22 protein-coding genes, 1 tRNA gene and 1 pseudogene are annotated in these 22753 nt (G+C 41.9%); 14 read left to right on the forward strand and 10 right to left on the reverse strand.

The window, feature by feature from the left end; all coding sequences use genetic code 11:
• Nucleotides 1–468 precede the first annotated feature (468 nt).
• The 4 genes from D0T84_RS16755 (at nucleotide 469) to D0T84_RS16770 (ending at nucleotide 4264) form a co-directional block, all read left to right on the forward strand.
• Nucleotides 469–873 (forward strand): DUF5856 family protein, encoded by a 405-nt coding sequence (locus D0T84_RS16755; protein WP_163309013.1) that lies wholly within the window; start codon nucleotides 469–471, stop codon nucleotides 871–873.
• Between the two features lie 173 nt (nucleotides 874–1046).
• A complete protein-coding gene (locus D0T84_RS16760) occupies nucleotides 1047–1904 on the forward strand; it encodes an N-acetylmuramoyl-L-alanine amidase-like domain-containing protein (RefSeq protein WP_163309014.1) in 858 nt (285 codons plus the stop codon).
• 5 nt (nucleotides 1905–1909) lie between these two features.
• Nucleotides 1910–2803: a CPBP family intramembrane glutamic endopeptidase gene (locus tag D0T84_RS16765; RefSeq protein WP_163309015.1), complete on the forward strand. Its 894-nt coding sequence runs from the start codon at nucleotides 1910–1912 to the stop codon at nucleotides 2801–2803.
• 51 nt (nucleotides 2804–2854) lie between these two features.
• Nucleotides 2855–4264 (forward strand): undecaprenyl-phosphate glucose phosphotransferase, encoded by a 1410-nt coding sequence (locus D0T84_RS16770; protein WP_163309016.1) that lies wholly within the window; start codon nucleotides 2855–2857, stop codon nucleotides 4262–4264.
• Nucleotides 4265–4267: 3 nt separating this feature from the next.
• Here the strand turns inward: D0T84_RS16770 and mltG are convergent, their stop codons facing one another.
• From mltG to D0T84_RS16790, 4 genes are all read right to left on the reverse strand, one after another.
• Nucleotides 4268–5287, reverse strand: a complete 1020-nt coding sequence (gene mltG, locus D0T84_RS16775) for an endolytic transglycosylase MltG (protein ID WP_163309017.1) — start codon at nucleotides 5285–5287, stop codon at nucleotides 4268–4270.
• Nucleotides 5288–5332: 45 nt separating this feature from the next.
• Entirely contained in the window at nucleotides 5333–5914 is a 582-nt protein-coding gene (locus D0T84_RS16780) for a 7-carboxy-7-deazaguanine synthase QueE (protein ID WP_163309018.1), read from the reverse strand.
• Entirely contained in the window at nucleotides 5895–6257 is a 363-nt protein-coding gene (gene queD, locus D0T84_RS16785) for a 6-carboxytetrahydropterin synthase QueD (protein WP_163309019.1), read from the reverse strand. The genes D0T84_RS16780 and queD overlap by 20 nt, the downstream gene beginning before the upstream one ends.
• Nucleotides 6258–6585: 328 nt before the next feature.
• The gene (locus D0T84_RS16790; protein ID WP_163309020.1) at nucleotides 6586–7119 is read right to left on the reverse strand and encodes a helix-turn-helix domain-containing protein; all 534 of its coding nucleotides are present in this window, start codon (nucleotides 7117–7119) and stop codon (nucleotides 6586–6588) included.
• Nucleotides 7120–7927: 808 nt separating this feature from the next.
• Here D0T84_RS16790 and D0T84_RS16795 point away from each other — a divergent pair.
• From D0T84_RS16795 to D0T84_RS16820, 6 genes and pseudogenes are all read left to right on the forward strand, one after another.
• A complete protein-coding gene (locus tag D0T84_RS16795) occupies nucleotides 7928–8314 on the forward strand; it encodes a hypothetical protein (protein WP_163309021.1) in 387 nt (128 codons plus the stop codon).
• 108 nt (nucleotides 8315–8422) lie between these two features.
• A pseudogene (locus tag D0T84_RS16800) lies at nucleotides 8423–8911 on the forward strand (sulfite exporter TauE/SafE family protein); the annotation flags it as partial.
• Nucleotides 8912–9694: 783 nt separating this feature from the next.
• Nucleotides 9695–9925, forward strand: coding sequence for a thioredoxin family protein (locus tag D0T84_RS16805; RefSeq protein WP_163309022.1), 231 nt, complete (start codon nucleotides 9695–9697; stop codon nucleotides 9923–9925).
• Nucleotides 9926–9936: 11 nt separating this feature from the next.
• Nucleotides 9937–10290: an arsenite efflux transporter metallochaperone ArsD gene (arsD, locus tag D0T84_RS16810; protein ID WP_163309023.1), complete on the forward strand. Its 354-nt coding sequence runs from the start codon at nucleotides 9937–9939 to the stop codon at nucleotides 10288–10290.
• A gap of 104 nt (nucleotides 10291–10394) precedes the next feature.
• Nucleotides 10395–12113: an arsenical pump-driving ATPase gene (gene arsA, locus D0T84_RS16815; RefSeq protein ID WP_163309024.1), complete on the forward strand. Its 1719-nt coding sequence runs from the start codon at nucleotides 10395–10397 to the stop codon at nucleotides 12111–12113.
• A 201-nt stretch (nucleotides 12114–12314) separates the two neighbouring features.
• Nucleotides 12315–12644, forward strand: coding sequence for a carboxymuconolactone decarboxylase family protein (locus D0T84_RS16820; protein ID WP_163309025.1), 330 nt, complete (start codon nucleotides 12315–12317; stop codon nucleotides 12642–12644).
• Between the two features lie 39 nt (nucleotides 12645–12683).
• Here D0T84_RS16820 and D0T84_RS16825 read toward each other — a convergent pair.
• Nucleotides 12684–12767 (reverse strand) — tRNA-Leu (locus D0T84_RS16825).
• 156 nt (nucleotides 12768–12923) lie between these two features.
• On the opposite strand from D0T84_RS16825, the gene D0T84_RS16830 reads away from it, so the two are divergent.
• The 4 genes from D0T84_RS16830 (at nucleotide 12924) to cdaA (ending at nucleotide 17530) form a co-directional block, all read left to right on the forward strand.
• A complete protein-coding gene (locus tag D0T84_RS16830) occupies nucleotides 12924–14006 on the forward strand; it encodes a mannose-1-phosphate guanylyltransferase (protein ID WP_163309026.1) in 1083 nt (360 codons plus the stop codon).
• A gap of 19 nt (nucleotides 14007–14025) precedes the next feature.
• A complete protein-coding gene (gene ahcY, locus D0T84_RS16835; RefSeq protein WP_163309027.1) occupies nucleotides 14026–15444 on the forward strand; it encodes an adenosylhomocysteinase in 1419 nt (472 codons plus the stop codon).
• 334 nt (nucleotides 15445–15778) lie between these two features.
• Entirely contained in the window at nucleotides 15779–16654 is an 876-nt protein-coding gene (locus D0T84_RS16840) for a GNAT family N-acetyltransferase (protein ID WP_163309028.1), read from the forward strand.
• Nucleotides 16655–16744: 90 nt separating this feature from the next.
• The gene (cdaA, locus tag D0T84_RS16845; protein ID WP_163309029.1) at nucleotides 16745–17530 is read left to right on the forward strand and encodes a diadenylate cyclase CdaA; all 786 of its coding nucleotides are present in this window, start codon (nucleotides 16745–16747) and stop codon (nucleotides 17528–17530) included.
• Nucleotides 17531–17657: 127 nt separating this feature from the next.
• On the opposite strand, the gene D0T84_RS16855 is transcribed toward cdaA, so the two are convergent.
• The 5 genes from D0T84_RS16855 to D0T84_RS16875 all read right to left on the reverse strand — a co-directional run.
• Nucleotides 17658–17945, reverse strand: coding sequence for a chaperone modulator CbpM (locus D0T84_RS16855; RefSeq protein ID WP_163309030.1), 288 nt, complete (start codon nucleotides 17943–17945; stop codon nucleotides 17658–17660).
• A 17-nt stretch (nucleotides 17946–17962) separates the two neighbouring features.
• On the reverse strand, nucleotides 17963–18883 hold the full coding sequence (locus tag D0T84_RS16860) for a DnaJ C-terminal domain-containing protein (RefSeq protein WP_163309031.1): 921 nt from the start codon (nucleotides 18881–18883) through the stop codon (nucleotides 17963–17965).
• Nucleotides 18884–18960: 77 nt separating this feature from the next.
• Entirely contained in the window at nucleotides 18961–19596 is a 636-nt protein-coding gene (locus D0T84_RS16865) for a 3'-5' exonuclease (protein ID WP_163309032.1), read from the reverse strand.
• The gene (locus D0T84_RS16870; RefSeq protein ID WP_163309033.1) at nucleotides 19590–20162 is read right to left on the reverse strand and encodes a DUF5063 domain-containing protein; all 573 of its coding nucleotides are present in this window, start codon (nucleotides 20160–20162) and stop codon (nucleotides 19590–19592) included. Before D0T84_RS16870 ends, D0T84_RS16865 begins: the two co-directional genes overlap by 7 nt.
• Before the next feature lie 857 nt (nucleotides 20163–21019).
• The coding region (locus D0T84_RS16875; RefSeq protein WP_163309034.1) for a DUF1566 domain-containing protein at nucleotides 21020–22753 on the reverse strand (1734 nt) is incomplete at its 5' end.

The following is a 22753-nucleotide window of genomic DNA, read 5'->3' on the forward strand; positions in this document are numbered from 1 at the left end:
AGCCGTTGGTGGGTCGCCGAGGGACAAAGCACTAGCCTTTTGCTTCCTTTTGGGCAATGCCAAAAGGAAGGACAAGCCCGGGAGGGCGCGGCAGTGGGGAGCTACGGCTAAAGTATTTAGACTAGGATAGCCTTTATGCAAAAAATAATTGAACACATAATTTAAACAAAACGAAATACTGATTCACATTAGTAACAGTTAGATCCTCTCCACGAAGCCGGATTTGCGGCATTCAGTTCTTTTTAATGTTTTTTTACAGTTTTATTGAATAATAAAAAACTTTTCGTAAACAAAAGCAGTATTTCATTGTTTAGAAAGATGAATGCACTACACGGTTGGTGTATAATAAGTGTATAAATAGAATCTATATTAACATTTAAATATTCAATTGTTTATATTTGGATTCATAAAACATATTCATTAACTTCGTCTATATAAAACAAATAAATATAAATAAATTTTATCATTATGAGTACATCAACATTAAATGAAAACAAGGTTGCTTCAGTAAGTGCTGATATCGCAACATTCGTAGGGAAAATCTTCTCTTTCAACAGCAGTTTAAAACTTTATCACTGGCATGTAACAGGTAAAGCCAGCTATGCACAACATATTGCACTGGATCAGGCAATCGAAGACCTGCTGGATATTACAGACCGCCTGGTGGAAACATCTTATGCTATAAAGGGAGATTTGAATATCGTTATCCCTGAAACAAAAAATCCTGCCGACATTGTGAAACATGCGGAAGAATTCTTTAAATACACTGAATCTCAGAGAGAATTATTCGCCGAAGCTTTCACTCAGGCGATTATAGATGACTATCAGGAAGCTATACAACAATTGCTGTATCGTCTGAAAAGGTTACAGTAATCACAGTATTACCGCATTAAAATATTTATAAGAACGGAGGTCTTTCAGGCCTCCGTTTTTTTTATTGTATTTATATAGGTCTTACAAACTGAGTAATCTTTATAATTTATATCTTTGTTGGTTAATGATCGGGATTGTATTTTATGGAAGAATTGACGAACTAAATAAATACCATGAGATCATATAAATTTTTCTTTTTTATCCTTTTGAGCCTTACTCCTTTTTATTCAATAAAAGGAACGGATATAGTGTATACTAAAGCGGACTCGCTGATTTTTGAAAGTTATATAAAACAATTTGGCAATCAAAAAGAGTATCCTGTTGAGCAACTATTGATCAGTACCGCTAAATTCCTTATAGGAAAACCGTACGTGGCTTCTACATTAGAGCTTTCCGAAAATGAGTCGCTGATAATAAACCTGCGGGAATTAGACTGTACTACATTTGTTGAGAATTGCATCGCACTATCCCAAACTATCAAATCCGAAAACCCTACATTCAGTAATTATTGTCGTTTGCTAACCGCCATGCGGTATCGGAATGGCGAGATAGACGGTTACACATCGCGCCTGCATTATACGAGTGACTGGATATATGAAAATGAGAAAAGGGGGCTTTTGGAAAATATAAGCACAGAGATAGGTGGTAAAATGTTTCAGCATCCGGTCAGTTTTATGTCCGAGCATCCTCAATCTTACATACACTTAAAGAATAATCCCGAAAACAGGAAGAATATAAAAGAGATAGAGAAGAATATAAACGATAGAAACTGTTACGAAATTATACCGAAAAGTTCGATATTGAAAAATGAAAAGGATATCAGATCCGGAGATATAGTCGTGTTTGCTACTTCAATAGCCGGGCTGGACTATTCCCATATCGGCATTGCATATTGGCAGGATGGTGTACTTCACTTCATTCATGCATCGAGTAAGCAAAAGGAGGTAGTAGTGGAAACGAAAACCTTATTGAAGTATTGTCAGGACTCGAAAAGCTGTACAGGTATAAGCATCCTTCGGATAAATAATTAAAAGGAATGGACAAAGATAACAAAGGTATATTGTATGGGATGGGAGGATGGTCTCAACTCTTTTTCTTCATCTTTCTGGCAGTCTCAGGCTTGATGTTGACTGTCTTTATCTTAGCTCTTAGTGGTCATGCTGCCGAACTGGAACAATCGGTAAAGGCTATTCGTCTGGCATCAACGATTCAATCAGTCTGTTTTTTTATTATGCCATCGTTGGTGTTTGCCTTTTTATGTCATGAAAATGCGAAGATATATCTAAAAACGGAGGATCCTTATAGAGCCTCCATCTTAATATTAGGAATTTGCCTGATTGTTGTAATTCAACCGTTAGTTGACTTCATCTCATATTACAATCAGCAGATGGTACTTCCCGAATTTATGGCGGGGGTAGAGAACTGGATGAAAGCAAACGAACTGGCAGCGGAGAAAACTACAACTCTTTTATTTGCCGATAAAACCATATCAGGGCTTATTCTCAATCTGCTCATTATCGCAATAGTAGCAGGCTTGGCCGAAGAATTATTCTTTAGGGGGTGTATACAGCAAATTATTCAGAAGATAGTTGGCAACCAGCATCTTGCTGTATGGTTGGGTGCCTTTGTTTTCAGCGCAATGCATTTTCAGTTCTATGGTTTTTTCCCTCGCCTGCTATTGGGTGCACTTTTGGGCTATTTGTTTATCTGGGCAGGAAGTATTTGGGTTCCGGTTATAGTTCATACAGTAAATAATATGATAGGAGTTGTTTTGGCTTACTTGTTCTATGGCACACCTAAATATGAAGAATTAGCCACATTTAATCTGGATCAAAATCTATGGATAACAAGTCTCAGCCTTATCTTAACTGTTATCATTACTCTTTTTATTTATAAAAAGAGGATATTGTCCTTTAAAGATGAAAGTTAAAACGACAATATATTAAGAACAAATAATTATCTTTGCACTTTATCTTACACTATGAACGTAACAGAAGGAAAAGACGGGTATGGATTTATGATTGACTGGATAATTCGCATTGGCGACTTACTCCTCATCAATGTATTCTTTCTTTTAGCTTTTCATTTTTTCTATGATTCAACACCTGTGGGCAATATGTATTCACGGGAATTTATGACTGCATTCCTGCTTATAAATCTTTGTTATTTCTTCATAGCATCCTTTATCAGATTCCATATATCATCGAATGTTGTATATTTAGATAGTATAGTTCAGAAATCATCTGTTTTCATTGCTTTATATGCATTCCTTATTACTACCGGATTCTCGGTTTTCAATATAGTTTCAATACCTGTGTTGCCATGGATCGTCGGATTCTTTATTTTAGCTACACTGTTTATTACGTGGCATATCCTGTTTAGGGTAGTGCTTAAGATATATAGGAGAAGAGGCTATAATTACAGGCAAGTCATAATTATCGGAGGTAGTCAAAATGCTGTAAAGATTCATAAGTCTTTACTTATCAGCGATTTTGGTTATAAGGTAATGGGGTTCTTTGACGATGACCCGAATAAGAAGGATCTGTTACCAAATTATTTGGGAAAGATCTCCGAAGTAAAGGCATATACACAAGACGTAGAGGTAGATGAAATATTTTGCACATTGCCCGGAAGCGAAGATCAGACCATAGTCGATCTTATTACCTATTCGGAAAAGAATATGATCCGTTTCCACCTTGTACCGGAATTTAATAAATTCATAAAGCGGCGTTTCTCCCTGATGTTCCTAGAGTCTACGCCTGTACTAAGTTTAAGGAATGAGCCTCTGCAACATTTCTCTAACAGGCTGGTAAAAAGAACTTTCGATCTGCTGTTTTCAATTTTGGTCTTATTGGCTGTTTTCCCGATTATTTATATCATTTTTGGCGCAATCATAAAGGCGACATCGCCCGGGCCTGTTATCTTTAAGCAAAAGAGAACCGGGAAAGATGGAAGGATATTTAATTGCTACAAGTTCAGGTCGATGCGCCCCAATAAGGAGGCGGACAAACTGCAAGCTACAGCCGGAGACTCACGTATAACAAAGGTAGGAGCGTTTATGCGAAAGACAAGTATTGATGAATTGCCTCAGTTTATCAATGTTTTCAAAAACGATATGTCTGTCGTTGGACCACGCCCTCATATGCTAAAGCATACCGAACTCTACTCTTCTATTATCGATAAATTCATGGTGCGCCATCTCGTAAAACCCGGCATCACAGGCTGGGCTCAGGTTACAGGATACCGTGGTGAGACCAAGACTGTAGAAGAAATGGAAGGACGTGTTGTAAGAGATGTATGGTATCTCGAAAACTGGACATTCTTCCTCGACCTGAAAATAATTTACCTGACAATTATAAATGTATTCAAAGGGGATGCTAACGCATTCTGATCCCTATTTTATACCTCTCGCATTTAAAGCCTTAATATACAAGGCCCGATTCCTCAAATGTTCCGGAAAGGTAACAGCAAAATTATGGTACCCGGAGAAATCATCCTTTGCACACATATAGAAGTAATTATGTTTTGCATAGTTCAATACAGCATCTATTCCCTTGATTGACGGTATACGGATTGGCCCCGGAGGAAGGCCTCTGCGCCTGTAAGTGTTATAAGGAGAATCGATCTCTGTATGCTTATTCAGGATACGGCGCAGCGAGAAGTCGCCCACGGCGAATTTTACAGTAGGGTCGGCTTGTAGTTCCTGCCCGATACGCAGGCGGTTTAGATACAATCCCGCAACTTTAGGATATTCATCGGTGAACATACACTCTTCTTCCACAATAGATGCTAGTGTAGATACTTCGACAGGTGTCAGGGAAATCTCTTTTGCCTTTGCCTGTCGTTCCTCAGTCCAGAATCTTGAATGTTCCTTGTGCATCCGCTGGAGAAAGCTCTCAATAGTTACATCCCAATAAAACTCATAGGTATTAGGTATAAACATGGCTACGACAGTTTCCCGGTTAAATCCCAACTCTTTGCACTTTACCGAGTCGTTCAGTACGTTTAACAGTGCATCCTTACTCATCATTAGCTGTTCGGAGATACGCTGTGCCAGGTCTTCTTTCGTACGGATATTATTAAATTTAAGATTGACGGGAGCCTGATGTCCACTACGCAGGTTCTTTATCAATTCATAAGCAGTCATATCCGGGGTTACGGCATATCGTCCGGTCTTCATATTTGGCCTGTATTCTAACAAAGACGCCAGTTTATCAAAGTTTGAGATATTCGCCACTTTGGCGCTATCACGTACTTCCTTTTGTAAAGCCTCGAAGTTTCTGTTTTCATCTACGTATATATAGACTGTTTTATCTATGTTGAAGCCTGTATTTATTATACTATAACCATAGGCGGCAGCTCCTATCGCTATGACTATTAGAGCCAGAATAATATATAAAATCTTCTTTTTCATAATCTGCATTTGTTATTTGTGTTATTTTCTTAAAATTGATTCACATTACTCAATGTGTATCAACTTGTGAACCTGCAAACTCAGTCTCCATCCGGGATGCAGCTTTATCTGTTCTACACAGTAATCTACGTTTTGCAGGTTGATCTTATCCCCATCGAAGATAGGGCTAAGGAAATAATTATCCGCTTCCGGAAAAACGGAAATATCCGGAATAGCATCTCCCAGACTTACCGGAATCCGAATCTCATTAACTACCGGAATCCGTCCTTTAATCGATTCATAATCCTGCTTCGGGCTACATGTTATATAATCGATAAGCGAAGGCACCCGGCGTGTACCGTTTGTTTCTATTGCCTGCTTATAACCGTGCTCGCGAAAGACAGCCAGATACTCGTCCCTGAGCTGTATAGTAGGCTCCCCGCCTGTCCATATAATCCACTTGCATGGGTACTGGCTTATTTCTTTCAATATTTCGTCAACAGTCATGTCTTCCCCGTCTGCGAAATCCGTATCGCAAAAACTACAGGCGAGATTACACTTTGTAAGCCTTACGAATATAGAGGCTTCGCCGCTACGCCCGCCTTCCCCTTGCAGGGAATAGAATATCTCATTTACCGTCAGCTTCATAAATCGCAGTTGTTTTAGGTGTTTCCGATACTTCCACGGCATATAATTCGGGGATGTCTTTTACAAACACATCATACAGATATCTCGCCATATTTTCCGCGGTGGGATTGAAAGACAGTACATCGTTCAGATGCCTGTGGTCAAGTGTACTGTCTATATACCTCTTTACACTATCGAGTTCCCTATAATCTTTTATAAAGCCTACACTATTTAATTGCTCTGCCCGAAGATGTACTGTAATAACATAGTTGTGGCCATGCAAGCGTGAACATGGGTGCTCCTGTGGCAAACCCTCAAGGATATGCGAGGCCGAGAAAGAGAACTGTTTACTTATTTTATACATGTATCTTATTTAAATTCTATCTTTTAGTAATTGTTAGGAACAAAGGTAATACATTTTCAGTGAACAGTCATCAGTTGATAGTTAACAGCCAGGGCAAATAAAATATAAATAGTTACGATTTTGCCGGAAATTGTTAAAAAGTGACGTTACCTTTTTTCCTCCGATTATATCAAAGAGCTCTTTATATAAGACAATTTTCCCCGAAAAAAACAACAGGCTGTACTATAAAAAAGTGACAGCCTGTTGTTTTGTTTTTTTACCGGATTAAAAATCCTGGCATTGTGGTTGTCCACAGGTATAGTAAGCGGGCAGGAACAAGCTACTGCCGCTACTTTTCGTCCGTTTTGAGTGACTCCATTTCTTTTTTTACCGCTTCGGGCTCTGTTTGCATGCGGTGGTAGAGAAGCAGTTTTTCCAGTCTGGTATTTTTTTCGGCTAGGGCAAAGGCTTGTTCGGCAACGTAGTTGTTTACTTGAGAACTTCCTTCTTGAAATGTAGAATTATTATCATTCTTTAAATTCCCTACGCCTCCGTCTTGAACATTCTGAGTATAATCATCTTTACTATAATTTCCTACACCTCCGTTCTCCACATTCTGAGTATAATTATTGATAATATAACTTACCGTATCTTCGTGGCTGTATGCCTTTATCATTTCGGGAGTAACGCCATGCCCCAAGCCTTTAGCCAGACGGACTAACGTTTCATCGTCAACATCCGCCTTACGCAGGATATTCGACAACTGGCTTTCGGAATAACCCGATTTTTCGGCCAGTTCGTTTTGCTGCAGGCGGAATGCCCGCATCAGGAATTTTATATTTTCTCCTAAATGGATGTTTTCGTTCGATTCATCTTTTTTCATATCCTATATTTCTATTTTGAAGTATAACAGCGTATTATAAAGAATGTTCTCCTAAATCGGGGGAAAGAAAATTATCTTATCCCGAAAGATAATTTACAAATCTAACGAAATTATTAGAGAAACTTTTAACGGTCAGGACTATTTTAGGGCAAATCATCAAAATCTCATGAAGAGGATTGTAGGGGAAAGCCCTTGTTGCCCTCCTTTATTGGGGGGATGTGCCAAATGTAAAGAAGTTTAGTACATGATGCGAATCAAGGGTTGCTTAGGGTTGCAGTATACTATTATAAATCAATCTTCTGTTTTGCAGTCAGGGTTCTAAGTCCACGAAGTGGGCTAATATGGATAACCACGGGTAAAGCCCGTGGCAAAAGCAGGTAGAAATAGACCGTCTCCGTAGGAGGCGAATGACATTTTTTTTGCTATTTGCCTCCTACGAAGACATATTTACCAGCCAGTTCCTGCCACGGGTTTTACCCGTGGTTATCCACCTTCAGCCCCTTCGGGACAATAAGTTACTGTGCTTTTAACCCTTGATTCGCAATCCCCTCATAATCGAGGTTGACTTCTTGAGGGATTCCGTGTCGGGCACGGAATGGCAGGCTTCTGCCCCTTGCAAACTCTGCTACCGCACGGTAAAAATAAAATTTTGCCCCTATTTGTTATATGTATGATAATCAGCGATTAAAAATTAATAGCATGAAATAAATTTATTTATACATGCATCTTATAATTTTGTATCCAATAAAAAAACTTTAAAATAAAAGGATAAGCGTATCATTGTATTATTGTTTAAGAAACTGTTTGAATGACTTCTGCTTCTTTTACGGTACAATGCGAACAATATATCGTGACTATGAAACAGGAAACCACCTCTTGCAGGGGGATAAAAGAAAACCTTGACAACTATATAAACGAAACGGATTGGTCGGACGATTCCGGAGACGCCTGCTTGCTCAACAGTTACCTGTTGGCCATTCAGGCACAGGACACACAGGCAAGGAGCAGCCTCAAACACCTCAGATACCACCTCAAAGGCACAGGCTTACTCAACTATGTGGAAGAAATAGACAGGAATATACAGGAAATACACTTGCTATACGAAAAGGTAATCGCGTTGATAATGGATTCTCAGGGTGGACAAGAGAAAGAGAATCTGTTAATTAACGGCAACCAGACTCTAAAAGCCCCTTGACGTATGGCGGGTGGAAACTACTCTCGATCTTAATTACTGTGACGCGGGCTGCCGGATTCGGTAGCCTGTGTTTTTTCGGAGGCATAGGTTGTAACTTTCAGCTATACGGCTTTAGGATTGGTATTCTATTTCGGTGCAAGTAAATTTCAGGTAGCTAAAATGTTGCAAAACATTAGTGGCCTGTACCTGGGAATAGCTTTAGTTATTATCGGAATCCTGATGCTCGATATTGTCAAATTCAATATTCCCGGATTAAACAGGCTTACATCGAAAGTAGGAGAGAAGAAAATGAAGAAAAACTACCTGAACGCTTTTCTTCTGGGTGTATTATTCGCTTTGGCATTTTGTCCGTATAGCGGTGTCTTATACTTCGGGGTGCTTATTCCTATGACGATAAGCAGTACGTCGGGATTGCTTTTGCCCCCTGTGTTTGCCATTGCTACAGGTCTGCCTGTTATCATTATCGCTTATCTGTTGGCATACAGTATGTCGAATGTGGGTAAGTTCTACAACAGGATGAAAAGTTTTGAGGTATGGTTCAGGCGTATTGTTTCGGCTGTATTTATCGTAGTGGGGATATATTATATAGTAATGTGAGTCAGTATTTCGTTTTGTTTAAATTATGTGTTCAATTTCATTAGTCGTTTTACATACGCTTCGCTCCTGTGAACGTTGTTTGTCGAGACTCGGCATAACATAAAATAAATTTTAGTTCTGCCCTCGCTACTTAAAACGTTCTTTTATTTTTTACATAAAGGCTATCCTAGGCTAAATACTTTAGTCGTAGCTCCCTACTGCCGCGCCCTCCCGGGCTTGTCCTTCCTTTTGGCATTGCCCAAAAGGAAGCAAAAGGCTAGTGCTTTGTCCCTCGGCGACCCACCAACGGCTGGCCGGCTAAACGGGACGAAACTCGCCTGCGGCTCGGACAACATCCCGTTTCACGCCGACTGCGCCGGGTGGGTGCCCCGCCTGCGGAACAGATGCACGGAGTCGCAACGCAACGTCAAGACAGAGGATAGACCCTGCAAATCAGGCGTCAGCCAGCGCCGTTAGCAAGCGTACGGGGCACCCACCCGGTGCAGGCGGCGTAGAATGAAGTGCGGGCGCTTTTAAACATCGTCTGCCAATTATCGCAATGATGAATCTTTCATCACTTCATTCAGCCGGCAAACCGATGGTGGGTCGTACGTTGAAGCGGGGCGCAAAAGCCTTTTTGCTTTCTTTTGGGGCTTTGGCCAAAAGAAAGGCAAGCAATCTGTGATTGCGCGCAGAATAAAAAATAAAAGAACATTTAATTTATCCGCTACTGATTGACATTAGTAATGAATAGTTAGGTCGCAGGCCTTTTTATTATCAAATCAGAATTAAAAGAAAACAGATATGGAAATAATCGTATTGGGTACAGGTTGTGCAAAATGTAAAACAACCTATGAAAGAGTTGCCAAAGTTATTGCAGATACAAACAGTACGGCTACTTTAAGGAAAGAAGAAGATATACTGGAGATTGTGAAATACAACATCATGTCGCTTCCTGCCATTGTGGTGGATGGGGAGGTAAAGATAAAAGGCTATGTACCTACTGAAGAAGAAATAAAGAATATTATAAACTAAAAAGTAAAGTGATGTTAGATTTAAAATTAGATACCCGCAAAGCGGTAAAGATATACGACCCTGCATTATGCTGTCCGACAGGATTGTGCGGAGTGAATATCGATCCAGAACTGATGCGTATAGCAGTAGTTATAGAAAGCCTGAAAAAGAAAGGAATCATAATAGAAAGGTTCAACCTGCGCGACCATCCACAGATATATGTTGATAACAAAAAAATCAATGAATACCTGATGAAAGAATCGGCAGAGGTATTGCCTATCACCACCTTAGACGGCGAAGTAGTCTTAACAAAACAGTACCCTACCAATGCGCAGATAGCCGAATGGCTGAATGTGAAAGAGGAGGATCTTACGATAAAGAAATAAACAAGTAACACATTAAATAACAATTAGTTGTTCTGCTCTAAACGGGTGGAGAAGGACTATGTAGTCTCAAAAAACAGAGTTGTAAACAAATTAAAACATAGAATATGAACAAGTATAATCCGTCGAATATCGAACTGACAAAGTATATATTCTTTACAGGAAAAGGCGGCGTAGGGAAGACATCTATCGCCTGCGCCACAGCCGTAAACCTCGCCGATAGCGGTAAGAAAGTCCTTTTGATCAGTACCGACCCAGCATCTAATTTGCAGGATGTTTTTAATATGGACTTGGACAACAAAGGCATACAAATTAAAGAAGTACCGAACCTGACCGTAGTAAACCTTGACCCGGAGCAGGCAGCAGCCGAATACAGGGAATCGGTTATAGCACCGTTCAGGGGAAAACTGCCCGAAAGTGTAATAGCCAATATGGAAGAACAGCTATCAGGCTCATGTACCGTTGAGATAGCAGCCTTTAATGAGTTTTCAGACTTTATTACCAATGAAGAAAAAAGAAAGGATTATGATTTTATAATTTTCGACACGGCGCCCACAGGACACACTTTGCGTATGCTTCAACTACCGTCCGCATGGAATACCTTTATAGCCGAAAATACTACAGGGGCATCCTGTTTAGGTCAGCTATCGGGGTTGGAGGACAGGAAAGAAGTGTATAAAAATGCGGTAAGCACCTTATCAGACAGCAGTCAAACAACCCTCATCCTTGTAAGCCGACCTGATGAGAGCCCGCTGAAAGAAGTGGAGCGTTCGTCCAATGAACTACTGGATTTGAATATCGTTTCGCAAAACCTGATTATAAACGGAGTATTGGAAGACTACGATGATAATGATATGGTATCGAAACAGATATACGAAAGGCAGCAAAATGCCCTGGATAACCGTTCCGAAGCCTTATTAAAGCTGAATACTTACATCGTGCCGCTTCGTTCCTACAATATGACGGGGATTGACAATATCCGCAATATGCTGAATAGTGATATCCAAGCAGAAGGAAATCAAAAGGAAATTAATATAGACGATTTTAAGACCATCGATAACATCATAGACGATTTATATAGTTCGGGCAAGCGGGTAATCTTCACAATGGGTAAAGGTGGTGTGGGCAAGACCACTATTGCCGGAAATATTGCAAGGGGATTGGCAAGAAAAGGTATAAATGTACACCTGACTACTACCGATCCTGCCAACCATTTATCTTTTATCGAAACCAAAATAGAGGGCATCAGCGTTAGCCATATAGACGAAAAAGCGGTTTTGGCTGCTTATCAGAAGAATGTATTGGATAAGGCAAGGGAAACGATGGGCGATGCCGATTTAAGCTATATAGAAGAAGATTTGCGTTCGCCATGTACACAGGAAATTGCTGTATTCAATGCCTTTGCCGAGATTGTAGCTAAGGCGGATAATGAGGTCGTGGTAATCGACACAGCACCTACAGGACATACTTTATTATTGTTGGATTCAACACAAAGCTACCATAAGGAAGTAGAACGGACGCAAGGCAATATTACGCCTGCCGTCCAGAACTTACTGCCCCGCTTGCGCAATGAGAAAAAAACGGAAGTTGTGATAGTTACCTTACCCGAAACAACACCTGTATTTGAGGCGCAGAGGCTACAGGAGGATTTACATCGTGCCGGTATCAACAACAAGTGGTGGGTGGTGAATTCAAGCCTGTTGCTTACCCCAACTTCCAGCCCGTTCCTGAAAGCAAAGGCACAAAGTGAGATACAGTGGATCGATAAGGTAAATGAAATATCAAATGGTAACTTTGCGGTAATTGAGTGGAAGGAATGGGGCTGATAGATAAAGTTTCAGTAGTCTATAAAGTAAAGGCTGCAATCCATTGAATTATAAGCCGCTTACTGTACCCTTAAACTCTCTTTTCTCGAACCAATTTCTTTAAAATTTAGATTTAATTTGTGAGCTAAAAAGAATATATACCAATAGTATAATAGGTATCTTTGTCATATCCTAATTTATAAATTAAGAGTAGTCAATATAATGGAAGATTTCAACAAGGAACGGCAACATTTAAATAGAATGATGGCGGAAAATGACTCCTTCTTCTTAAAGTTTGGAGTATTAGACGAAAAAGTGTATGAAGATGGTGCGATACCCAAGAAATACAAAGAGTTAGCAGGATTATCTATTTCCGTCTTATCAAGATGCGAAGAATGTATATTATACCACTTACAAGGGTGCATAGCCAAAGGTGCTAATAAAGAAGAAATTATAGAGGCCATTAAAATGGGGGTAATTGGAGGTGGGTCAATAACCTATCCATCAGCAAGGTTCGCTTTCAAAACAATGAAAGAACTTGATATATTATAAAATTGAAGCCTGACAGATTTCTCTATCAGGCTTTTTTCGTACCCAGAGCCGGGATCGAACCGGCATGGAAGTGAATCCACTGGTGTTTGAGACCAGCGCGTCTACCAATTCCGCCATCTGGGCGTGTAGCGGTTGCAAAAGTACACATATTTTTCATATATCAAAAGATACGAGTTAACTTTTTTGATGAAAGAATAGTATATTTTCATAATTCTATTGTCTTTAATTGTTTTGTTTGTATATTAGTATAATGTAACTTTGCATAAATTATATAACAATATGGATAATAAGAATAACTATTGTGTGATAATGGGTGGTGGTATCGGTAGCCGTTTCTGGCCTTTCAGCCGAGAGGCTCGACCGAAGCAGTTCCTTGATTTTTTCGGTACAGGCAGGTCACTACTTCAAATGACGGTCGACCGGTTCAAAAAGATTCTTCCTGTGGAAAACATATACATTGTTACCAACAATGAATATGCCAAAATGGTACAGGATGAACTTCCAGAACTAAAATCAAACCAGATACTATTAGAACCTATGCGGAGAAATACCGCGCCTTGCATAGCCTTCGCTACATACCATATCAATTCTTTTAATCTCGATGCTAATATAGTTGTAGCCCCCTCCGACCACCTGATTCTGAAAGAAGACGAATTCCTGTCCATTATCCAGAATGCGTTTACGTTCGTTTCCAAGCATAAGACATTACTTACCTTGGGTATCCGCCCCAGCCGTCCCGAAACCGGTTATGGCTACATACAAATGAGCGAAGAACTTTTGGATGGGGTAAATAAGGTAAAGGTTTTTACGGAAAAACCAAATCTCGAATTAGCTAAAGTATTCTACGAAAGCGGAGAATTCCTGTGGAATTCAGGTATATTTATATGGAACAATAAAACCATACTCGAAGCCTTCCACCAATATTTGCCGGAAATAACCAACCGTTTCGATCAGGGAATAAGCACCTTCGGCACAGATCAGGAGAAAGCGTTCATTGACGAAAACTTCCCTTTCTGCCCGAATATTTCTATTGATTACGGAATAATGGAAAAAGCCACCAATGTTTATGTACAAGCAGCCGAATTCGGCTGGTCTGACCTCGGCACATGGGGCTCTCTGTATGAAATTTCGGATAAAGATGAAGACGCGAATGCCTCCTTGATAGCAAACACCCTTTTCTTCGATAGTTCCGAGAACGTTGTAACACTGCCGGCAGGAAAACTCGCCGTTGTACAAGGCCTTGAAGGATACATCGTAGCCGAAGCTGATGGCGTTCTGCTTATTTGTAAAAAGAATGAAGAGCAGCGCATCAAGCAATTTGTAGCTGATGTAAAACTGAAATACGGAGAAAAGTATATTTAAAATAATTTAAAACAAATACATGTCAAAAGAACTCAAACCAAACCTTCCCTATCTGGTAGCCGACATCAGTCTGGCTGACTTCGGGAGAAAAGAAATAGAAATCGCAGAACACGAAATGCCGGGATTGATGGCACTTCGAAAAAAATACGGAACGACAAAACCCCTGAAAGGGGCACGCATCATGGGTTCGCTCCACATGACGGTACAAACAGCCGTTCTCATAGAAACACTAAAAGAACTAGGTGCCGACATCCGTTGGGTAAGTTGTAACATCTTTTCCACTCAGGACCATGCAGCGGCGGCCATCGCGGCGGCAGGCATCCCTGTTTTTGCCTGGAAAGGCGAAACCCTTGAAGAATATTGGTGGTGCACCGAACAAGCCCTGTCGTTTCCCGATGGCAAAGGCCCTCACCTGATAGTAGACGACGGAGGCGATGCCACATTGCTTATCCACTGGGGTTATAAAGCCGAGGAGAACCCCGATTTCCTGAACAGAGAAGCCACAAGCCACGAAGAGCATGTTATACTGAATACCCTGTCACGCATCCTCAATGAAGATAAAAACCGTTGGCACCGTACAGTTGCCGATTGGAAAGGTGTTTCCGAAGAAACCACAACCGGAGTACACCGCCTGTATCAGATGATGGAACGTGGAGAACTACTCATTCCGGCTATCAATGTAAATGATTCGGTTACCAAATCTAAATTTGACAACCTCTACGGATGCCGGGAATCATTAGCTGATGGCATTAAGCGTGCCACAGATGTAATGATTGCGGGAAAAGTAGTCGTAGTAGCCGGATATGGAGACGTAGGCAAGGGATGTGCCCATTCCATGCGTTCTTATGGAGCACGCGTCATCGTTACCGAAATAGACCCTATATGCGCGCTACAGGCAGCAATGGAAGGCTTTGAAGTAACCACAATGGAAGAGGCTGTAAAAGAAGGAAATATCTTTGTTACCACCACAGGAAACAAAGACATTATCACCATCGAGCACATGGCTCACATGAAAGATCAGGCTATTGTATGCAATATCGGACACTTCGATAATGAAATACAAGTAGAAAAACTTGTTTCCTACCCAAGCATACGCCATACGAATATAAAACCTCAGGTTGACAAATACACATTCCCTGACGGCCACTCAATATTCTTATTAGCAGAAGGCCGCCTGGTAAATCTTGGTTGCGCTACAGGACACCCATCATTTGTAATGAGCAATTCATTTACAAACCAAACGCTTGCGCAGATTGAGCTATGGATCCGCGATTATGAGGTCAATGTATATCGTTTACCCAAGCATCTTGACGAAGAGGTTGCACGCCTGCACCTTGAGCAGATTGGCGTAAAACTTACTAAACTGACAGAAGCTCAGGCCGATTATCTCGGTGTACCGGTAGAAGGACCATACAAGCCGGAACATTACAGGTATTAAGAACCGGTTATTTCAATATAGAAACTGTCCATATTTTGGGCAGTTTTTTTATATGGAAGCACTGCATTATTTTGAACTAAATTTAAGGTCTTCGGATCAATAATAAGGTAACAAGCTAAGTACATGACAAAATAACTATCGATTATAAGAGTCAGTTTAAATTTTTAGAGATGTTTATTTACATACGCTTCGCTCCTGTAACCGTTGGTTGAGTTGAGAGAAAGGAAAAAACAGCCGAAAACAAGCTAAAAATGAACGAAGAACTCTTAACCTTTCTCTTATGAAAAAGAATTCGTGAAATTTCCTAACAGTTACTAAGTAAGATGAAAAGAATATGATACAATTTGCGAATGAACATACAGCGCCATTGGTTCGTCAGATGTGGAAAATATGTTTTGAAGACACTGACGGGTTTCTGGATATACTTTCCACATATAAATACAAGAATGAAAACACGCTTATTTATCTTGAAGAGGGAGAAGCTGTAGCAAGCCTGCAAATGTTGCCGTACACCATTAATTTCTACAGGCGGGAGATACCATTTGCCTATCTTGCCGGACTATGCACATTGCCGGAGCACCGGAAGAAAGGATATATGAACCGGTTAATCCATGAAGCCCATAAAATCATATACCAGCGCAATATCCCGTTGGCTATACTCATTCCCGCGGAAGAATGGCTCTACGGTTTTTATCAGAAGTATGGTTATGAACAGGTCTTCGAAAAGGATAATAACCTGATTCCGCTAAAGCAAATACTGGACACTTTTCCGGATAATGTAGAGGAAGCCTATCAGGCTCTCGACTCATTATTCAGATTCAGGGACTTCTGTGTGCAGAAGGATGAAAATGATTTCAGGGCTATCGCCGAGGAATATAAACTGGATGGGTATCCCCCAAAAGCAAACTTATCGGGGATGGCCTGCGTTATAGACGTATGGTCTCTGTTAGACCTATATGCAAAAGACAACCTGGCTAAAGAATTCAGAATAAAGGTAACCGATGAAGTATTTGGAAAAGAACCCAAGGTATATTCCGTAGACAAGGGCATTGTAGAGCTTATTATGGGACCCGACCCGTCTTATGATATAGAAGCAGACTCCCGCCTGTTGTGCCGTTTATTGTTCGGGTACAAGGTGAAAGAGCTTGATGAGAAATATCAGTTCTTGTTTGACGAACATCAGCCAATGATGAATCTGATGTTGGAATAAAATATTTTTTAAGAAGTCTATTATCATTTTCCGGCTTCTACTTTCAAAGAAATCACTTATCTTTGAATCTCGCTAAATAGTTTTACGTCTATGCTCGAATATTTCGGAATAAAAGATATAATTGACATCCTGCTGGTCGCAGTAGTGATGTACCAGTTATACCGGATTGTTTCCAAATCGGGTACGGGTGCTATCTTCAACGGAGTACTCGCTTTTATGATACTCTGGATACTGGTCTCGCAGGTATTGCAGATGCGCCTGATGGGTGCTATCCTCGACAAGTTCGTTGACATAGGGCTCATTGTCCTCATCATTATATTTCAGGATGAGATCAGGCGGTTCCTGATGACGCTGGGGTCGAACCGCACCTTCCGTTTCTTCGCCCGCATATTCAAGTCAAAGGAGCAAGGCAACTTATCCGAAACCGTAATCACATCATTGGTGCTGGCCTGCATGAACATGGCGAAAACGTACACTGGCGCGCTTATTGTCATCGAGCAGGAGATTAAACTGGGACAGTATGTAGATACCGGAGAGGTGCTGGATGCCGATATCAGCACACGCCTGATTGAGAATATATTTTTCAAGAACACCCCCCTACATGATGGCGCCATGATTATATCGGGAAATAAGATCAAAGCCGCGGGCTGTATCCTTCCTATCTCGCAGAATCAGGATATACCGAAAGCGTTCGGGCTGAGGCACAGGGCTGCTCTCGGAATCTCCCAAGAGACTGACGCGAAGGCAATCGTAATATCCGAAGAGAGGGGCAAAATATCCTTTGTAAGCCAAGGCAAGATACAAGCCAACATTACTCCTGAAAAGCTACAGGAACTGCTTACAAAGACCATAAAGGTAAAGAAGAAGAAAGCCTGATTCCTTATTCCGAAAGGTAATCGTAAACAGCCTTTGATATATCGGCTATCATCTTACAGTTGGTATCAAAGCTTTCCATAGAGTCGGCAACAAAGACAGCCTGAGGTATCAGTCTTTTCATAAAATATCAGTCTATTAACCGTAGCTGTTCTTTCAATTTCAGTATCTCTTCCTGCATCTCGTCAATCTTATCCAAGAGGTTCTGTATAACATCTATACCCGCCACATTGATAGACAGGTCGTAGTACCAGCGGACATACTGGTCGAGATGTTTCAGTTGTGATATATGGATATAGCGTTCTTCTTCAATGATGCTTATTTGTATCAACCCTTCATTTTCGAGTTGTATAATAAAATCCGGCTCCACTTGGTTCTGAATACAATATTCACGTATAATTATCAATTCTGAGTTCATAATTGTAACACTTTAAGTTATGACTTCGCCAGTTTTTCGAACAACTCTTTCTGCTCAGCAGTCAGATTTGTTGGAACTTCCACCGCATAGGTAATTATCAGGTCGCCAAATTGCCCGTCTTTCTTATACACAGGAAAACCTTTCCCTTTCAATCTCACCTTCGTTCCATTCTGTGTCCCTGCCGCAATCTTCAGCTTTACCTTTCCGGTAAAAGTATCTACTGTTTCCCCGCCTCCAAGCACAGCAGTATAAAGGTTGAGGCTGACCGTTGTGTACAGGTCATTCCCTACCCGCTTGAATCTAGGGTCTTCTTCTATTACAAAAGTGATATATAAATCCCCGTTAGGGCCTCCGTTCTTTCCGGGCGCTCCCTGTCCGGCAAGTTTTATGACCTGTCCGTCGGTTACTCCCGCTGGAATCGTTATACGCAGGTTCTTGCCATCGAGCGTAAGCATGCGCTTATGAGTTTCGTAAGCATCCCTAAGGCTCAGATGCAACTCTGAGGTATAATCCTGTCCCCTGAAACTGCTTGTATGCCGGCTGCCTGACGAGCGCCTACCTCCGAATAAGGATTCAAAGAAGTCGGAGAAACCTCCTTCGTTATTTCCTCCAAAATCATAAGACCCGCTGCTGAAGCCACCTCCAAAGCTTCCGAAATCAGCAAAGCCTCCATTCTGCGCCTGCTGTTGTTTTGCTTTCTCATATTCGTCGGCATGCTTCCAGTTCTCGCCGTATTCGTCATATTTTTTACGTTTATCAGGATCAGACAAAACTTCATTCGCCTCATTTATCTGCTGGAATTTCTTTTTTGCTTCCTCGTTATTAGGATTTATGTCAGGGTGATATTTACGTGCCAATTTCCGGTAGGCCTTTTTTATATCATCGCCACTGGCAGTTTTAGATACACCTAAAATACTGTAATAATCTATAAATGCCATATATTTATCAATTTTAACGCCCCACCTTGCCTCCCTTCAAAAGGGAGGGAGCAGGGCAAAGCCGTCTTAATTTTTAATTAATCATTACCCTTTCCGTCCTCCTGTGCTTTTGGCGAAGGCCGGGAGGGAGTGTTAACTTTTTTCTCTCTGTTTTTAAGTTCGTTATATATTCTCAGACAAGCCCACGCGTCCAATGCCGCATACATTTTCTGTGCATCCGACAGGGTATCTATTTCCCAGTTGGACAGGCGCTGCCCTTTCGATATCCTTTTTTCAAAAAGTATGCCATAAATACGCTGCAAGCCGTTATCTTCTATCCCGTAATCCTTAACGAACGATTGTAATTCGAGGAAATTACCGGGTACGAGATTCTTGCGTTTGTGAATAGCCGAAAAGTCGTCTTTCAGAGACAATCCTATTTTTTTGATCGCCGGGTCAACCAGTATGTCAGCCAGACAATCCGGCAACCCTATCAGGTTGAGACGGAACAAGAAACAGGTATCGTCTGTAGATAACTGCATCAGGGCTATCTGATGCGAAACCCCTTTGCGGAAAGCAGGACGGGTTTCGGTATCAAAACCAACAGCACCGGATTTTGCAAGATACGCGCAAGCCTTCTCAGCTTCTTTCTCATCTTGTATTACAATTATCCGCCCCGGGAAAACCTCCTGGTCGTATGCGGATAGTTCGGCCTTAGATATTGTACTTACCATAATTCATTTGTATCAGCAGGTTCGATGTCTCCATCGAATATATCATTTTCCATTGTATATTTTAGCGAATGTAAGGCTCTTAGGACGTTAACAAGCTTTTGCCCCCAATATGATTTAAAGTTCTCCATACATACATATAGCGCGTCATTCATATTGTCGGTAATTCCACGTTCAAATATGGTAATAAAATTCTTCAAATCCTGATAAATATCCGCTAAATCTTCACTTATACTCGCAGCAATGGGCGTTTCACTATATTTCATATCCTGAAGAAAGACTTCCAGATATGTATCATTATTCAAAAAGATATTGTACAGTTTTGAAGAAATATAATTATAATCTTCCTCGGTAACAGTTATTTCCGGATCTTCATCATCTATTGTATCTGTTTCGGGTACAAGTGAAGCCTTCAGGTAGAGCAGTGGAAGCACCTTTGTCAGTTTATCCGTAAGTTCCGTATCGTCCTCACTTTCAACATTTTCAAGATAGGCACAATATTGTACTGCAACAGTTACAAACTCGATAGTGTCCCGTGAATATACTATTTCTTTAAATTGATCTGCCATTTTATATCCTTATCGCATTTAATGTAAATAACAAATTTAACCTATTATTGTTAACTATCCAATCAGATAATATTTTTTAATTGAAGTCATCCAGACTTTTTATTCTTCTTTCATTTTGTCATGCTGACGATAGGAAGCATCTCGTTTCTCAAGGGACATTTGGCTCCGCTTCGTTCTGCCGGTGTTTCAGCCTGTTTTCTTTCCCTATGCCCTGAAGGGGCTACATAATATAGCCCAATGGCAACGCCTTGGGTAAGAATAATACACCTTCCGTTACAGAGGATTTATAATTGACAGTGGATAAAGGATAGTTGACAGTGATTTTCATTGTCCACTGTCCAAATAGATAATCCTATTCATTTTTTATCACCGTAGGGACAGGGCTCTGCCCTGTCCGTGTATCCAAACGGTTGCGATATTATTTACGGACAGGGTAGAACTGCGGACAAGGTAGAACCCTGTCCCTACGGGTGGATGAATCGTAGGGGCGACCTGCCGGTCGCCCGAAACCAACAAAAAAACATTTGTATCAACGGGCGACCGGCAAGTCGCCCCTACGACAGGGGGAATTCGTTTGTTCCCGCAGGCAGAACCAACCACCTGCGGGATATAAAGCCCCTCCTTGCCTCCCCGGAGGGGAGGAACCTACTCTCCCCCCTGAGGGAGCCGGAGGGGGCGGTTTGGTAAGTGTTTCCGGTAACTCCTTACCGGCGGGACAACCTATGGCATACTTCCATACCGGTATTCTAATGCCGGCCAAGACAGACATACCATAGTCCGCCATCTTGCATATAGTTAGGTAAGAGCAAGGGGGAGTTTTAAGCGTCCCCTTTCGCCCTTACGTGCTCAGGGCACACTTAAAAACTCCTGACACAACGCGCATAGCTGACAGTCCCCCCCGTCCTAGAAACCCTGTGCGCATACTGGTAGGTGAAGGACCAGTTCCATCCGACAGTAGCACTGTACTCGGTACTACCCCAGTAGAGGCTAGTACGCAGATCCTGAGTGTCGGGCGCGGAAGTAGGCTGAGTAGACAGTGTATCGTGGATACTTTGCAATGCGCCTAACTCGGCAACAGTCGGAAATCTCCAACCCATAGCACGGTGTTCGGCTTCAATGTAACTGAGAGCACCTGCGAAACCGTTACCGCATCCATCTTTATACCAATTGCCTAATATAGACATACCTTTCGAATTCACGGCATCGGTTTTGTAGAAGCAAACATCCTTACCCGTAGCAGTAAACTTGGCACTCACAACATCCCATTTAGAATCTGTAGGCATTTTCAAATAACCTTTTGCATCCAGAACAGACGGCAACACAGTATACTCCCCGCCGATAGCCAAATACCCCGGACAACAAGTACAATCCTGAACCGATATATCAAGCTTAAGCATCACATCGGTACCCGTACCGTCCGCTTTATTGTTATATACTACATAAAGCTCGGCCTTCAATGCCTGATCGCGGTCTAAGCCGCCGGCGCCGTTCGCTAATTTGTCTTTGTTCAGGTCGTCACGGTATTTTACCGATACGGTGAATGTACCGCTCAGGTTGGTTGTCGTTGCCCACAATGTATTGCCGGGAGTGATATCTTCGATAATGTCACCGTTGGTATTGACGTGGATAAAGCGGATATTACTTACCTTGTCAGTACCGTTGGTCTTAAAGGTATAAGTCTGCGTATTGGTAGCCGGTTTGCTGAAGTCAGCCTTCTGCGAGGTACGGCTGGCTTGTGTCCCGCAGCCATCGCCAAAGTTGCTTTCCACCACATCGAAGCAGGTAGTCCCGATGAAGGTACCTTTACCTATAGCCAAACTTTCCACCACATCCACAGTATATACCCCCGAGTTCATCGGCGTGCTGCCCGTACAGCCGCTACCGTTGCCTACCTCGCAGTAGTATTTGTAAGTGCCTGCTGTCGATTCTTTGGCGACATAGCTATTGCCTGTTTCCCCGCTTATTGGAGCATAGGTAGCGCCTCCATCTGCGCTGCGGTACCACTGGTACGATACGGTAGGCGCACCCGATGCGAAGCTTGCCGATACCTTACCCAGCGTCACTTCCGTATTTACAAAGGTGGTCTGCTTGCTGTCCGCACTTGGCGATACACTTATAGGGCTTACGCAGTCGTCCTTCATGGTTACCACATGTTGTCCGATGCCCGTACCGCAGGCATTGCTTACCTCTACCTTTACGGTGGCTGTCGTGCCTGTAGCACTGAACTTCACCACCGCAAACGAGGTATTGCCTCCGCCCGACTGGATGGTGGCATCGCCTGTCACTGTCCATTTGTAAGCGGTGGCAGGGCCAAAGTTGATATCGGCCGTATAGGTTACCACATCGCCCTTGTTGGGTTCTTCGGCACTCCGGTTCAGTATCACGGTTGGCACAGCCGAACTTTCGTTCGAGAGGGTTATCGTTGCAGCCGGGCTGGTACAGCCTCCCGTTTCGGTCACCGTTACCGAGTATTCGCCGCCGGTGCTTACCGTAATGCTCTTGGTGGTGGCGTATGGCTGCCCGTCTTTGTACCACTGGTAGGTATATGTACCCGCGCCCGAAGGTACGGCATTGAGCGTAGCCACGCCCGA

Origin of the sequence: Dysgonomonas sp. 521 (assembly GCF_010501055.1) — a bacterium.
In the GTDB taxonomy this organism is placed as follows: domain Bacteria; phylum Bacteroidota; class Bacteroidia; order Bacteroidales; family Dysgonomonadaceae; genus Dysgonomonas.